We start from the raw sequence: 14208 nt of genomic DNA, 5'->3' as shown, positions 1-14208 counted from the left end.
AAAAGCAAACAGCTTGCACCCAAGCCCAGTTGCACCGCACAATGAAACACCCCCTCCTTCTGGTGACAGCCAATGTCATATGCCTCCCTCGCCACCGGCATACTCCTCGCCGCCGGCTACGGATCGCGCTTCGACCCGGAAGGCATCCACAACAAACTCCTCGCCCGCCTCCCCGACGGCACGCCCGTCGCGCACGAATCCGCGCACCGCATGCTTCTCGTCGTACCTCACGTAATCGCAATCGTGCGCCCCGGCTCCGAACTGCTCGCCCGCGTGCTCAACGACGCCGGCTGTCACGTGATCTTCTCCGCCGACGCCGAACGCGGCATGGGCGCAAGCCTCGCCGCCGGCATCGAAGCGAGCGACGACTCAGACGGCTGGATCGTCGCGCTCGCCGATATGCCGCGCATCGCGCCATCGACCATCGAAGCCGTCGCGCGCACAGTCGACAACGGCGCGTCGATCGTCGCGCCCTACTATCAGGGTCAGCGCGGCCATCCCGTCGGCTTCGGCATCGAGCACCGCGACGCATTGATCGCGCTCGACGGCGACACCGGCGCTCGCGCCCTCTTCGCGACGCACGACGTCACGCGCATCGACGTCGACGACAAAGGCGTGCTCAGCGATGTCGATACGCCCGCCGATCTCCGCAACGTCTAACCGTCGCACGCTCACGCTTTTGAAATATCCGCGCGCTTGAATCGGAAGCATCGCGTGCACATCCGGAATCGCCGCGCTTCGACAGGTCAGCCGACACGGGAAACCACGCGTTTCAGTGCGTTCGGGCACGCCATTTGCGCGCTGCTGCAGCGCGGCAAAACCATCGAGCACGCTTCGCCTCATTGGTCTAAGCTGTCCACGGTGCAGCGCGTCACATTCTCGCCGCGCAGCCAATGCAGCCTGTCGCCGGACGACTCATCCCGCATTCAGCCCAGGATCTCATGAGCGAAACCAGCCCGCGTCTTTTCATCGTATCGCCGCATTTCGACGACGCCGTCTTCAGTTGCGGCGCGCTGCTCGCCGCGCATTCCGATGCCGCTGTCTGCACCGTGTTCGCCGCGCCGCCCGAGCAGGACATGCAGACCGATTGGGACGGCAAGGCAGGTTTCGCGGGCGCATACGAAGCGATCCGCGCGCGGACGATCGAAGACAACAACGCGCTCTCGGTGCTCGACGCGATCCCCGTGCGGCTGCCGTTTCGCGACGCGCAATACGGCGATTCACCGTCGATCGGCAAGCTCGCCGCGGCGCTGGAGGAAGCCATCTACGGTTCGACGGCCGACACGCTGCTGATGCCGCTCGGTCTCTTTCACGACGACCACGGCCGCGTGTTCGAAGCGTGCTGCGAAATCCTGCCGCGCATGTCGCACCTGGAATGGTTCGCGTACGAAGAAGCGATCTATAGGCCGATACCCGGCGTCGTGCAGCAGCGGCTCGTCGATCTGGCCGGGCGCGGCATCGTCGCGACACCCGCGAGCCCGGCCGCCGATCACGCCCTCGACCGCGAGCGCCAGGTCATGCTCAAGCGCGAAGCCGTGTCGGCCTATGAAAGCCAGCTGCACGCGTTCGGGCCGCATGGCTGCGACGACGTGTTCGCCGCCGAGCGCTACTGGCGCCTCGCCGTCGACCGGAAGCCGGCCCGCAAATCCAGACATTGAACGGCTGTCACAGACGATCGCGCCAGCAGTCTTCGCGGCCATCGCCTACGCTAGTGAAAGCGGACGCTTCGTATCTCGCCGCCAGAGCAGCGCGACCGCGTCCACCGCCGATTCCGACATCCCTGACATCGGCCACATCGCCACGAGGTCACACCATGCACACCAGTCCGATTCCCGACCCGCACGCCGATCCGACGCGTGACCCCGAGGGCGATCCGCTCACGCCGCCGTCGCCGGGACATCACAACGACGAGCCGCAGCGCCCCGAAGGTCCGCCCGACAAGGACCCCGTCACGCAATGATCACGCAATGACGGTTCGGTGACGACGCGCAGCCTTCAATCCAGTTCGATCGGCTGACCATGCGGCGTGCGGCGCGCCGCTGCGTCCCACGCGTCCCGGCGCTCGTTCAGGCCGTCGCGCGTCACGCAGCCTTTGGCCGTCGCGATCCGTTCGAGCGCCGTCAGCCAGTGCGCATAGTAGGTGTCGCCGCGATCGGGGTCGCCCTGCGCCTGCGCGTCGCGAATCGCGTCGGCCAGCGTCGCAGCCCATTCCGGCCACGTGAACACGCCCCGCTCGTGCAGCGCGAGCGTCATCGCGAATGCGGCCGCCTGCCACGGCGCGGCGAACACCGGACCGGCGCCGTCGCGCGGCAAGTCAGGCAGCGCATCGAGCAACTCGCGCGATTCCTTCGAAGCAAAAGTCTGCGCGCTCATGCCGTGCCGTCCGCTTCGAGATACGGCTCCCAGCAGTCGGCGCACACCGACGACGCCGTCGTGTCCCTGCCCCACAACTCGACGGCGTCGAAGCGCACCGTGTACAGCCATTGCGGATCTTCGCCGCGTCGGAGCGCGTTCGAATCGGGAAAGACATGCGCGCCATGCACGGCGACGATCTCGCCGCGCTTGCCCCGGCAATAGCGCGGCAGTCGCGTGTGCGTCGGCGGATTGAGCGTCAGCGTGCGCACGGCATCGCCGACGGCAAAGCGCGCCGGATGCGGCGCCGGACGCGACGCTGGACTGCCGCGAAACAGCATCGGGTTCACCTGGTCGGCGGCCAGCACGCGCGCCAGCGGCACACCCGCCTGCTGCGACACACCGCTGTCGATTTCATCGGCCGTCGCGAGCCCCGTTTCGATCAGCAGCTTGCGCAGCCCGGCGAACCAGATCTCGTAGTAGCTGCTCGACAGATACTGCGCGGGCGGCAAGCTCTCGCGCGCGGCGCGCGACATGTCGATGTTCCACGTGCCCGTCGAGCCCATCGCGATCGTCAACGCGAGCGCGTGGCGCTCCCAGTCCGCGTGGAAATACGGCTCGTCGGCTTCGGGCACGACGGGACCGAACGATTGCATGCCGCCCAGGTCTTGCGCGCCGTTCATGGCTGGCCTCCCGTTGCCGATTGCTTCGCCGCGTGAGGTGCGAGCGCGAGGCCCGTGCCGATCATCGAATCGCGCGTCACGAGATCGGCGAGTTCGTCTTCGCTCAACGTGTCCGTGCCGGGCGGACGCATCGGCAGCACGAGATAGCGCACTTCCGCCGTCGAATCCCAGACGCGGATCCCGGTATCGTCAGGAAGCGTCACGCCGAATTCACCGAGCACACCGCGCGGATCGATCACGGCGCGCGAGCGGTACGGCGCCGATTTGTACCAGATGGGCGGCAAGCCCAGCACAGGCCACGGATAGCACGAACACAGCGTGCACACGACCATGTTGTGCACGTCCTTCGTATTCTCCAGCGCGACCATATGCTCGCCCTGCCGCCCCGTGAAACCGAGCGACGCAATCGCCGCCGTCGCATCGTCGAGCAGCGAGCGGCGAAACTCCGGATCGCACCATGCCTTCGCGACCACGCGCGCGCCATTGCGCGGACCGACCTTGTGCTCGTAAGTGTCGATCAGCGCATCGAGAGCCTTCGGATCGACATAACCCTTTTCGATCAGCAGCGATTCCAGCGCGCGCACGCGCAGGTCCATCTCGGGCAGTTCGCTGCCTTCGTGATCGTGCGAATGTTTGTGTTCGTGAGATGCATCATGCGTCATCGTCAGATCTCCACGCGCGCGCCGACTTCGATCACGCGGTTTGCGGGCAGCTTGAAATAGGCGGCCACATTGCCGACATTGTGCAGCATCACCGCGAAGAGCCGCTCGCGCCACATCGCCATGCCCGCGCCGGGCGTCGGTACGACGGTCGCGCGGCTGAGGAAGTACGACGCCTCGTCCGGTTCGACATCGAGACCGAGCGATTTCGCCGTCGCAAGCGCTTTCGGCAAGTCGACTTCGTCCTTGAATCCATAGCGGATCGTGAGCTGATAGCAGCCTTCGCATACCGTCGTCAGACTGACGCGTTCGCTCTCGGCGACCCACGGTATCTCGTCGTTGTTCACGGTGAGGAACACCACGCGTTTGTGCAGCACGTGGTTGTGGATGAGGTTGTTGACGAGCGCATGCGGCACGCTGTCGGGATTCGGCGTCAGAAAGATCGCCGTGCCGCCGACGCGCACCGGTTCGCGCGCGACGAGCTTCTGCAGATAGGTCTTCAGCGGCATCGTGCCCGCGCGCGCACGCGCCTCGGCAAGCATGATTTCCCAGCCGCGCCCCCATGTCGCCATGATCGTGAACATCACGAAGCCGATCAGCAGCGGGAACCAGCCGCCTTCGACGATCTTCAGCAGATTCGCCGCGAAGAACGTCGCGTCGATCACGAAGAAGAACGCGGTCGCGAATACGCACAGCGCCCAGTTGTAATGCCATGCGTAGCGCACGACGAAGAAGGTCAGCAGCGTCGTGATCAGCATCGTGCCCGTCACCGCGATGCCGTACGCGGAACCGAGCGCCGTCGACGAGCCGAAGCCGAGCACGGCCGCGACCACGGCGGCAAGCAGCGTCCAGTTGATGCCGGGCACATAGATCTGGCCGATCTCTTTCTCCGACGTGTAGACGACGTTCATGCGCGGCAGGAAACCGAGTTGCATCGCCTGCTTGGTCATCGAGTAAGTGCCGGAGATCACCGCTTGCGATGCGATCACGGTGGCGACCGTCGCGAGCACGATCATCGGATACAACGCCCATTGCGGAAAGAGCAGGTAGAACGGGTTCTGCACGGCGGCGGGCTTCGAAATCAGCAGCGCGCCCTGACCGAGATAGTTCAGCGCCAGCGCGGGAAACACGAGACCGAACCACGTGAGACGGATCGGCCGCGCGCCGAAGTGGCCCATGTCGGCGTAGAGCGCCTCGGCGCCCGTCAGCGACAGCACGACGGCGCCCAGCGCGATGAACGCGAGCCACTCGTGACGCAGACAGAACGCGAGACCGGCGAGCGGATCGAGCGCGGCGAGAATCGCGGGCGCGGCGACGACATTGGTCACGCCGACCACGGCGAGCACGACGAACCACACGACCATCACGGGCCCGAACACGGCGCCGATACCCGAGGTTCCATGCTTCTGCATCACGAACAGCGTGACGAGCGCGATCAGCGTGACGGGTATCACGCAGGTCTTCAGAAACGGTGCGGCGACTTCGAGACCTTCGACGGCACTGAGCACGGAGATCGCGGGCGTGATGATGCTGTCGCCGTAAAACAGCGACGCGCCCATCACGCCGACGACCAGCAGCGTATGCCGCAGTCGCGGCCGGTTCGCCACCGACGACGACGCCAGCGCGAGCAGCGCCATGATGCCGCCCTCGCCGTGATTGTTCGCGCGCAGGATCAGCGCCACATACTTGAGCGACACGACGATGGTGAGCGACCAGAAGATCAGCGAGACGATGCCGATCACGTTCAGCGGTGTGAGCGGCAATCCGCTCGACGGCGCGAACACGGTCTGCAATGTGTACAGCGGACTCGTGCCGATATCGCCATAGACGACGCCCAATGCAGCAAGCGCCAGCGAACGGAGCGCCGGCTTGTGCGGCGCGGGCGCGCCAATGGACTCCGCGCCGGCATGCGTGGCTGACAGGCTCATGTCTCCCTCCAATGATCGCCATGTGGTCGTTGGCTTCTAGCGGGCGATCTGAAAGCCGGATGAATGGTCGGACGTATGAACGACGCGCGACCCGGTCTCGCGGCTCAATCCAGTATAGAAAGAGCCTGTAGAAAAGCGCAGCGAGCCAGTGTGAACATCGCGCGACAGCGGATGTGCGATGCCCCGCATATTTCGGTTCTGCTTAAGAAAGTGCATTGACTTGACTTCGTGCGCGGGCATAAAATTCTCTTATCTTGAAATACGAGGGGCGTTGCCTTGGACAGTTGCAGTAGTACGTTTTCGAACAGTTTCGCCGCCTGACCGGCAAGACGTCCGCGCCTTCCTCATTAGCCGCCGTCTTGCCAGCAGGTAGACGGTGCGCGTCGCAGTTTCAATCCTCGTGCATCCTGTTTAGCGCCATTGGTGCGCAACGCGTTCGCGCGTGATCGCAGCCGCTATTGCGGTTTCGTCTTCACGTGCCTGCGTTGGCGTACGTGTGCGCCGTTGCATCGTGTGTCTCGTGTTTGTATCGAGATGCGTATGCAGCGCGCGTTCGATGGCGTTCGAACCGGATGCATGCGCTCATGCCGTCGCTTGCCGTTGCGAAAGTTCGAACCGTCCGTGGCCGCGCGTTCATCGACGTGCGTATTGCAAACCGCGATGCGTTTTATCCATTAACCGGGAGCCGCCATGCCCGACAGTGACAGTCATCCCTTGAACACCGACTTGCCTTTAACGAACTGAGGCACGCAAGCCCACGGCTACTCGATTCCATCGATTCTCCGGCGCTTGCCGCCTCGCATGCACGAACCTTCGTGCCGGAGAACCGATATGCACTTCCTGCTTCTTTCGACCCTGCCTCAAACCCGCGAAGCACGCGCGCACTATGACGCGCTTCTTTCGCTGAAACATGAACGACGCGACGTATCCGCGACGCTCGCACACAAGCTGTACAGCATCGCCGCCGCCCTGCTCGGAAAGCGCAGCGCGGCATAACGGAAATCATTCGACCAATATCCGTTCAAGGGAGAACAACAATGGCCACGCCACCACAAGCACTGCCGACGCGCTCCGCCGTCCTCGACGACGCGCATGTCGGCGATATTCGCGGCGCGCTCGGCACGATCGCGCATCACGACACGGCTCCGCGCAACAGCTGGGGCGCGCGCCTGCGCACGCTGCTCGCGATCGTCGGACCCGGCCTCATCGTGATGGTCGGCGACAACGATGCGGGCGCTTTCGGCACCTATACGCAAGCGGGACAGAACTACGGCACCACGCTTCTGTGGACGCTGCTGCTGCTCGTGCCCGTGCTGTACGTGAATCAGGAAATGGTGCTGCGTCTCGGCGCCGTGACGGGCGTCGGACACGCGCGTCTGATCTTCGAACGCTTCGGCAAGTTCTGGGGTGCGTTCAGCGTCGTCGATCTGTTCATACTCAACGCATTGACCATCGTCACCGAGTTCATTGGCATTACGTTCGTGCTCGACTTCTTCGGGGTATCGAAAGTGGCGGGCGTGTGCATTGCGGCCGCGTTGACGATGGCAGCCGTCAGTACCGGCGACTTCAAACGCTTCGAGCGCTTTGCAATCGTGCTGTGTCTGCTGAGCCTTCTGCTCGTGCCCGTGCTCGTGACGATCCACCCGCCTGTCGCGCAGATGACGCAGCATCTGTTCATGCCCGCATGGCCCGCGCACGCGAAGCTGTCGGACGTGATGCTGCTCGTGATCGGCATCGTCGGTACGACCGTCGCGCCGTGGCAGCTGTTCTTCCAGCAGAGCTACGTAATCGACAAGCGCATCACGCCGCGCTTCATGAAGTACGAAAAGGCTGATTTGTGGATCGGTATCGTGTTCGTGCTGATCGGCGCGATCGCGATGATCTCGTTCAGCGCGGCGCTGTTCGGCGGCAAGCCGGAGTTCGGCCAGTTCAGCGATGCAGGCGGCGTAATCGCCGGCCTCGAAAAGTATGCGGGCCGCACGCCTGCCGTGCTGTTCGCGATTGCGCTGATCGACGCATGCATCATCGGCGCGGCGGCCGTGTCGCTGTCGACGGCCTATGCAATCGGCGACGTGTTCAAGATCCGTCATTCGCTGCATCGCGGTGTCGCCGATGCAAAGGGCTTTTATCTGGTGTACTTCGGGATCGTCGCGGCGGCTGCCGGACTCGTGCTGATTCCCGGCAGCCCGCTCGGCCTGCTGACGGAAGCCGTGCAGACGCTCGCGGGCGTGCTGCTGCCGAGCGCGACCGTGTTCCTGCTTCTGCTGTGCAACGATCGCGAAGTGCTCGGGCCGTGGGTCAACTCGAAAGGGCTGAACCTGTTCACGGGCGCTGTGGTGTGGGCGCTGGTGCTGCTGTCCGTGGTGCTGACGGCGTCCGTCGTCTATCCCGACATCAGCGGTCACGCGATCATCGAGATTCTCGCGGGCGGCACGCTGCTCGCCGTGGTCGCGTTCGTCGCTGCGACTGCGCTGCGGCGTCTGCGCGGCGCGTCGGTTGCGGACAGCATGCCCGTCATCAGCAAGGCCGAACGCATGACGTGGCGCACGCCGCCGCTCGACACGCTGCCGAGGCCCGCGATGACGCTGCCGCGGCGCATCTGGATGAGCGCGTTGCGCGGCTATCTGGTGGTGGCGGTAGCGCTGGTGATCGTGAAGGTCGTGCAGCTCGCGTTGGCCTGAACGAAGTCGGAAGGCTCTGACGCAAGTTTCGAACAATCCCGATACCCCGGCGCGGTCTGTTGTGACACAGTATCGCCGCCGATCCACGGTGCAGGTTTCTGCCGACGCCATGCAAAGCAATAGCGCATGCCATGAGCGTTGCATGGCGGTTGATGGGACGTGGGTCGGTTCCCGACATGGATACGCCGGGACGAGCCTTGCTTAACGGCTCGTCCCGGCGTTTGTCGTCCACGGCACGCCGATCATTGCAGACGCGGATCCTGCGGCGCGGTGGCGTGATACGGAATGATGTAGCCGCCACCGCCGCCATTGCCGCCGTCGTTGCAGCCGCCGCCCGAATGCACGGGCGGAACGGGGAAATGCATCGGCGGCCAGGGCATCGACGGCATGCCTGGGAAGCTCGGCCACGGGCTCGGCTCCGTGGGCTTGCTGATGATGAGTATGCCGCCGCGCACACGCTTCGCGGCTTGACGATCGAGTTCGTCGACCCTCGACAGGTCTTTCACAAGCAGGTGAGTCATGATGGTTCTCCAGCAACGATAAGGATGGCGAGCGCCGGCTGCGCCGCGCTCACCTCGCGTGCTGCACGCACCATGCCAAAAGCTGCGAAGCCCGCTGCGACGGGCGTTCGGGCGATCAGGGAGAAGCCTGCTGGTTGATTGGCGCCAACTGTCAGACGTGCAAGTGTTGGCTGTTCGATGCGGTTCGATGGCGGGCGGCGGGCGCCCTGGCCCGCCGTGTGACGTTCTTCGCGATTCAGTGCGGCAGCCACGCAAGCGGATCGACAGGCTTGCCGTCCTTGCGCACTTCGAACTGAATGGACGGCACGCCGTTGCTGTCAGTGCCGACTTCGCCGATCGGCTGACCTTGCGTGACGGCGTCGCCTTCCTGCACGAGCAACCTGCTGTTCTGGCCGTAAGCCGTGATCAGCGTGTCGTCGTGCTTGATGATGACGAGCGGCCCGTAAGCCTCGATGCCCGTTCCCGCGTAGACCACGCGGCCCGTCGCGGAGGCGCGCACCTGATCGCCGGGACGTCCGCCGATCACGATACCCTTCGACTTGCCCGGCACGAACGGCTTCAGAATCGGGCCGCGCAACGGCCACGCGAGCGTGATCTGCGGCTGGGCGGCGGGTGCAGGCGGAACGGCATTGGTGGACGGCGCCGGCGTCGGCACGGGCGTCGTCTGCGCGTAAGTGGGCGGCCCGACGCGCAGCATCTGGCCGGGCGCAACGGGCGTCGACACGGTCAGCCCGTTCCACGCCGCGAGATCCTGCGGACGCTGGCCGTACGCGCCCGCGATGCTTTGCAGCGTATCGCCCGGATTCACCCGATAAAACCCGGCGGGCACGCCAACGGCTGGGGTCGGCTGGGTCGTCCGGTAAGCGGGTGCCGAGGTCTGCTGCGGTTCCCACGGGTACGTGGTGCACGCGCCCAGCATGCTCGCGACGGCGAGCGAAATCAAAGCCTGCGTGACGACGTATTGCCGTTTTACTGTCATTTTTGTGGCCCTCGACGCGGTGTGGGACGAAACGGCGCTCAGGTTAGCCGCCCGTCGTTTGAACGTGTAGCGGGATATGCAGTGCAAATATTATGCCTCGGCTTCCCGTCGAAAAAATGACGGCCGGTAAACGCGATCCGGGCGCGCGAACCGGGCGGGCTCGACAGACCCGTTTCAGGCATGTCCGACCCTGTGCGAGACGATTGCGTGGATCGCCTTCGATTACCGCCGTAATTCCTTCTGCAATCCCAATCAATTCTTCGCGCTCAGCGAAAGCGCAAGATCATACGCTGCCTTCGGACTCGATGACGAGAATGCGTGCTTCGCCGATCGGGTGCGCAACGTGCTCCGTGCCGACGGATGCATGGAACACATCGCCCGTTTCGAGCACGGTCGAATGCTCGACGCCTGCTTCGCGATATCGCATCTCCACGCGTCCGTCGAGCACGGCGAAGACTTCCTCGCCGTCGTTGATGTGCCACTTGTAAGGCTGGTCGGTCCAGTGCAAACGCGTGGTGATGCCGTTCATGTTGGCGATGTCGAGCGCGCCCCACGCGCGCTCTGCGGTAAACGTGCTGCTGCGGACGATCTTCATGGCGAGCTTGCGCAATGATGGTGGTCGGACTCGACATTATAGTGTCGACCGCGATCATGCACGCTGCTTGCTCACCTGCCCGGAGATGACCGTTGCATGCGGCTTGCGTGCCATTGCATAGCTGGAGTGCTCGCCTATACTGGACTTTGCCGCAGTCAATAACATGCGCATGTCCGTAAGCCGATGCGCGGCGAGACGGTTCATCCACTTCAGCGTTTGCCTTCAACGAGGAGGTTCCATGAACAAGGCGTTATTTCTTGCCGTGCAGCTCAATGTCGATGAGATGACTTCATCGCCTACGCTGGTCGAACTGCTGAATGCCCATCTCGTGTTTGCCGTCGATGTCGCCGAAGCCGCCGATGCCCTCGTGCAACTGGCGAGCGTGAGCCGCCTGTCGAGCGGTGTGGAAGCGAGCGTCGAGATTCCCGCTGTCGCGCTCGAAGAGCTGCGTCAGGCGCTCGAAACGCTCAGCGAGTATGACCAGTCGTGGCTGTTCGCGCTGGAACCAGACCGTGCATTATTCGACGATATCGCGGGTGGACAACGCACGCTGCATTGATGCGCCCGCAAACCTGAAGAGGTACGGCTTCCCGGCCGCCTACCGAGGATCGATCGTGAAAAATCTTTTGAACATGCGCCGCGCCGCCGTCAGCAATGGCGCTGCGGCACACCTTCATTTTCCGCCGCAGCACCCTTCACAACACGCCGCACGCTCCGAACCCGCGCAACTCGACGACCTGCCCGGCGAGAGCGATGCAGGCGCAACCATCGACGAGCGGCCCGCGAGCCAGCCGCGCCCCGTCACGCCGCTGCACGCGGTGCAGGTCACGCCTTCCGCGCCGAATGGACGCGCCGTGCAACTGGCCGATGCAAACGATGTAGAACGCATGACCGACGACGCGGAACTCAAGACGTTCCACACGTTTCGTACTTTTGATTATTCCGTCAGCCTGCTGTTTTATGCAAAAGAACTGAAATACTTTGTCGCACTGTTTCAGGAGGACCGCATGTGGCGCGTGCTCAGCACGAGCGACATGAACACGGCCAAGCAGCTGTTCCATCACATGCAGGAACAGGCCACGCGCCTTGCCGACGGCGAGACGCGGCGACTGCAGCTCGAAGCGCAGAACGAACAGATGAAGCGCCTGATCGCCGAATCCGAAGCGCACGCGGAGCGGCTGCGTCAGAACCTGCAACGGACCACCGAGCAGGATCACGCAGTCACGGGCAGGCAGCATCAGTTGCGCAAGGACATCGCGCAACTCGAAGCGCAACGCACGGCGGCGCAGGCGCAGTTGAACAAGGCGCATCGGCAGGTGCATCAGCTGAACGTCGCCAACAACGAGGCGATTCCGCATATTCCGCGCTGAACGCCGCCCGCACGGCATGAACGAAAAACGCCGGTCAGGATCGACCTGACCGGCGCTTTCTACCTTCGTTCTACCTTCTCTTGCCTGCTGGCGATGGATGAAGCTCGCGGACTTCAACCATCAAGCTGCACCTTCGGCTTAGTTGCCGAAGAACACCGAGCGCGGACCCTTTTCATCGGCCAGCGAGCGACCGGCTTGCGACGTGCCGTTCGTCTGTACGCCGTAGCCCGTCGTGCTGGCTTGCGCGACGTCTTGTGCATGGACGCGCGCTTCGGCGGCCTGGATGTTGTTCGGGTAGTTCTGACGATCGGACAGCGGATCGTAGCCGGCCTTTTCCAGACGGGCGAGATCGGCGCGAACTTCGGCGCGCGTCAGCGGCTGCTGGCTCGACTGTGCGAACGATGCGACGGGAGCGGCGACAGCGGCGGCGAGAACGACTGCGGAAATCAGGGCTTTCATGGACAACCTCCGAGAACTTGTTTTTTGATTTGCTGCGAACACCGTGTTCGTCAGCGTTGATGCAAGTTTAGGTAAGGCGGCGTCCTAGGGAAATCCCTTATTCGACGAAACTATGTTGCGAATATTGAAATAATTCTTCGTTTTCCCGGATATCACTGCGCATTTGGATCAGATAATTGCAACACTGTGTTCCAGAATGTGTGCAATCGCTGAAACAATCGTGCTCCGACAGCGCGGCGCGCAAAGAAAAAACGCCCCGGCGCCATGCAGGCGCCGAGGCGTTTCGACCTGTGCGGATCAGCCGATCCGAATTACGACCAGTTCGCGTGGAAGCTGCCCGGCTTGTCGAGACGTTCGAACGTGTGCGCGCCGAAGAAGTCGCGCTGCGCCTGAACGAGGTTCGCGGGCAGACGCGCCGAGCGATAGCCGTCGAAGTACGCAATCGCCGACGAGAACGCCGGCACGGGCACGCCCGCCGTCGTCGCCGCGATCACGACGTCGCGCAGCGCCGCCTGGTAGTTCGCCGCGATGTCGCGGAAGTACGGGTCGAGCAGCAGGTTGGCGATCTGCTTGTCCTTCGTGTAGGCGTCCGTGATCTTCTGCAGGAAGCGGGCGCGGATGATACAGCCCGCGCGGAAGATCTTCGCGATCGTGCCGTAGTCCAGATCCCAGTTGTATTCGTCCGACGCCGCGCGCAGTTGCGCGAAGCCCTGTGCGTACGAAATCACCTTGCTGAAGTACAGCGCGCGGCGCACGGCTTCGATGAACGCGGCGCGGTCGCCCGAGAACGGCTTCGCGGCCGGGCCTTCGAGCACCTTGCTCGCTGCGACGCGCTGGTCTTTCAGCGACGACAGCACGCGCGCGAACACGGCTTCCGTGATCAGCGGCAACGGCGCGCCGAGATCGAGCGCGTTCTGGCTCGTCCACTTGCCCGTACCCTTCTGCGCGGCGCGGTCCATGATCACGTCGACGAGGTCCTTGCCCGTCTCTTCGTCCTTCTTGTCGAAGATCTTCGACGTGATCTCGATCAGGTAGCTGTCCAGCTCGCCCTTGTTCCATTCGGTGTAGACGGCGCCCAGTTCCTGGTTCGACAGGCCGACCACCTGCTTGAGCACCGAGTAGCTTTCGGCGATCAGCTGCATGTCGCCGTATTCGATGCCGTTGTGCACCATCTTCACAAAGTGGCCCGCGCCGTCGGGGCCCATGTACGCAACGCACGGCTCGCCGTCCGGCGCCTTCGCGGCGATTTCGGTGAGGATCGGTGCGACGAGGTCATACGCTTCGCGCTGGCCGCCCGGCATGATCGACGGGCCCTTGAGCGCGCCCTCTTCGCCGCCCGACACGCCCGTGCCGATGAAGTGCAGCCCCGACTTCGCGAGTTCCTGGTTGCGGCGGATGGTGTCGGTGAAATGCGTGTTGCCGCCGTCGATCAGAATGTCGCCCTTCTCCAGCAGCGGACGCAGCGAAGCAATCGTCGCGTCCGTGCCTTCGCCTGCCTTGACCATCATCAGGATGCGGCGCGGCTTTTCGAGCGACTCGACGAACTCTTCCAGCGTGTAGGTCGGAACCAGCTTACGGTCGGGAAACTCCGCGATCAGTTCGTCGGTTTTCTCGCGGGTGCGGTTGAACACGGAGACCGCGTGGCCGCGGCTCTCGATGTTCAGCGCCAGATTCCGGCCCATCACCGCCAGCCCCACTACGCCGATTGCCTGTTTGCCCATGTGAATTCTCCAGATTCCAGTAAGTCGTGAAGCTGCACCCGCCATCAAGGCACAGCGTCGAGGATGAAAGGATAAAAGAAATGACGGGATGCCGCTCGCGTACTCCCCGCACCTCATGTCCATGACAGGCATGGACGATGCGTACTGGCTTTCGCCGCGCTTTCGCGCCATTCGCCGCGTGTTTCGGTTTCGATGCTGTCGTGATCCAGCTGCCGGTCTTCTACAGCTTAGTCCGCGAAACGCGCCTCGCACATGCGTCG

17 protein-coding genes are annotated in these 14208 nt (G+C 63.7%); 7 read left to right on the top strand and 10 right to left on the bottom strand.

The features are described from left to right. Nucleotides 1-72: 72 nt before the first annotated feature. The 3 genes from QEN71_RS20605 to QEN71_RS20595 all read left to right on the top strand — a co-directional run bounded on the left by QEN71_RS20605 (nucleotide 73) and on the right by QEN71_RS20595 (nucleotide 1960). Complete coding sequence (locus tag QEN71_RS20605) at nucleotides 73-660, top strand: nucleotidyltransferase family protein (RefSeq protein WP_201650264.1); 588 nt, start codon at nucleotides 73-75, stop codon at nucleotides 658-660. 281 nt (nucleotides 661-941) lie between these two features. Beyond that, complete coding sequence (locus tag QEN71_RS20600) at nucleotides 942-1658, top strand: PIG-L deacetylase family protein (protein ID WP_201650265.1); 717 nt, start codon at nucleotides 942-944, stop codon at nucleotides 1656-1658. A 155-nt stretch (nucleotides 1659-1813) separates the two neighbouring features. Further along, on the top strand, nucleotides 1814-1960 hold the full coding sequence (locus QEN71_RS20595; RefSeq protein WP_167528692.1) for a hypothetical protein: 147 nt from the start codon (nucleotides 1814-1816) through the stop codon (nucleotides 1958-1960). A 35-nt stretch (nucleotides 1961-1995) separates the two neighbouring features. On the opposite strand, the gene QEN71_RS20590 is transcribed toward QEN71_RS20595, so the two are convergent. The 4 genes from QEN71_RS20590 to QEN71_RS20575 are packed head-to-tail and all read right to left on the bottom strand — an operon-like array spanning nucleotide 1996 to nucleotide 5622. Next, a complete protein-coding gene (locus QEN71_RS20590; protein ID WP_201650266.1) occupies nucleotides 1996-2373 on the bottom strand; it encodes a nitrile hydratase accessory protein in 378 nt (125 codons plus the stop codon). Next, nucleotides 2370-3035 carry a nitrile hydratase subunit beta gene (gene nthB / locus QEN71_RS20585; protein ID WP_201650267.1) on the bottom strand — a complete coding sequence of 222 codons (666 nt, stop codon included), beginning with the start codon at nucleotides 3033-3035 and terminating at the stop codon, nucleotides 2370-2372. Before nthB ends, QEN71_RS20590 begins: the two co-directional genes overlap by 4 nt. After that, nucleotides 3032-3697, bottom strand: coding sequence for a nitrile hydratase subunit alpha (nthA, locus tag QEN71_RS20580; protein ID WP_201650268.1), 666 nt, complete (start codon nucleotides 3695-3697; stop codon nucleotides 3032-3034). Before nthA ends, nthB begins: the two co-directional genes overlap by 4 nt. 2 nt (nucleotides 3698-3699) lie before the next feature. Then, nucleotides 3700-5622, bottom strand: coding sequence for a potassium transporter Kup (locus tag QEN71_RS20575; RefSeq protein WP_201650269.1), 1923 nt, complete (start codon nucleotides 5620-5622; stop codon nucleotides 3700-3702). Between the two features lie 831 nt (nucleotides 5623-6453). Between QEN71_RS20575 and QEN71_RS20570 the strand changes: the two genes are divergently transcribed. Both QEN71_RS20570 and QEN71_RS20565 read left to right on the top strand, forming a co-directional pair. Further along, nucleotides 6454-6618 (top strand): hypothetical protein, encoded by a 165-nt coding sequence (locus tag QEN71_RS20570; RefSeq protein WP_201650601.1) that lies wholly within the window; start codon nucleotides 6454-6456, stop codon nucleotides 6616-6618. A gap of 41 nt (nucleotides 6619-6659) precedes the next feature. Beyond that, a complete protein-coding gene (locus tag QEN71_RS20565) occupies nucleotides 6660-8303 on the top strand; it encodes an NRAMP family divalent metal transporter (RefSeq protein ID WP_201650270.1) in 1644 nt (547 codons plus the stop codon). A 242-nt stretch (nucleotides 8304-8545) separates the two neighbouring features. Here QEN71_RS20565 and QEN71_RS20560 read toward each other — a convergent pair whose 3' ends face one another. The 4 genes from QEN71_RS20560 to QEN71_RS20545 all read right to left on the bottom strand — a co-directional run bounded on the left by QEN71_RS20560 (nucleotide 8546) and on the right by QEN71_RS20545 (nucleotide 10398). Then, nucleotides 8546-8824 (bottom strand): hypothetical protein, encoded by a 279-nt coding sequence (locus tag QEN71_RS20560; RefSeq protein WP_201650271.1) that lies wholly within the window; start codon nucleotides 8822-8824, stop codon nucleotides 8546-8548. After that, a complete protein-coding gene (locus QEN71_RS20555; RefSeq protein WP_201650272.1) occupies nucleotides 8821-9075 on the bottom strand; it encodes a hypothetical protein in 255 nt (84 codons plus the stop codon). The genes QEN71_RS20560 and QEN71_RS20555 overlap by 4 nt, the downstream gene beginning before the upstream one ends. Beyond that, complete coding sequence (locus QEN71_RS20550) at nucleotides 9060-9803, bottom strand: peptidoglycan DD-metalloendopeptidase family protein (RefSeq protein ID WP_201650273.1); 744 nt, start codon at nucleotides 9801-9803, stop codon at nucleotides 9060-9062. The genes QEN71_RS20555 and QEN71_RS20550 overlap by 16 nt, the downstream gene beginning before the upstream one ends. 283 nt (nucleotides 9804-10086) lie before the next feature. Beyond that, nucleotides 10087-10398 carry a cupin domain-containing protein gene (locus tag QEN71_RS20545; protein ID WP_201650274.1) on the bottom strand — a complete coding sequence of 104 codons (312 nt, stop codon included), beginning with the start codon at nucleotides 10396-10398 and terminating at the stop codon, nucleotides 10087-10089. A gap of 238 nt (nucleotides 10399-10636) precedes the next feature. On the opposite strand from QEN71_RS20545, the gene QEN71_RS20540 reads away from it, so the two are divergent. Then, entirely contained in the window at nucleotides 10637-10957 is a 321-nt protein-coding gene (locus QEN71_RS20540) for a hypothetical protein (RefSeq protein ID WP_201650275.1), read from the top strand. Nucleotides 10958-11012: 55 nt separating this feature from the next. Then, a complete protein-coding gene (locus tag QEN71_RS20535) occupies nucleotides 11013-11768 on the top strand; it encodes a DUF2968 domain-containing protein (protein WP_233471788.1) in 756 nt (251 codons plus the stop codon). A gap of 138 nt (nucleotides 11769-11906) precedes the next feature. Here the strand turns inward: QEN71_RS20535 and QEN71_RS20530 are convergent, their stop codons facing one another. Both QEN71_RS20530 and gndA read right to left on the bottom strand, forming a co-directional pair. Then, nucleotides 11907-12227, bottom strand: a complete 321-nt coding sequence (locus tag QEN71_RS20530; protein WP_201650276.1) for a DUF4148 domain-containing protein — start codon at nucleotides 12225-12227, stop codon at nucleotides 11907-11909. A gap of 311 nt (nucleotides 12228-12538) precedes the next feature. Continuing rightward, complete coding sequence (gene gndA / locus QEN71_RS20525) at nucleotides 12539-13948, bottom strand: NADP-dependent phosphogluconate dehydrogenase (RefSeq protein ID WP_201650277.1); 1410 nt, start codon at nucleotides 13946-13948, stop codon at nucleotides 12539-12541. Nucleotides 13949-14208: the final 260 nt, after the last annotated feature.

This window comes from Paraburkholderia sabiae, from assembly GCF_030412785.1.
Classification (GTDB): Bacteria; Pseudomonadota; Gammaproteobacteria; order Burkholderiales; family Burkholderiaceae; genus Paraburkholderia; species Paraburkholderia sabiae.
Note: the sequence above shows the minus strand (reverse complement) of the source record. Positions and strands in the feature narration are given on the sequence as shown.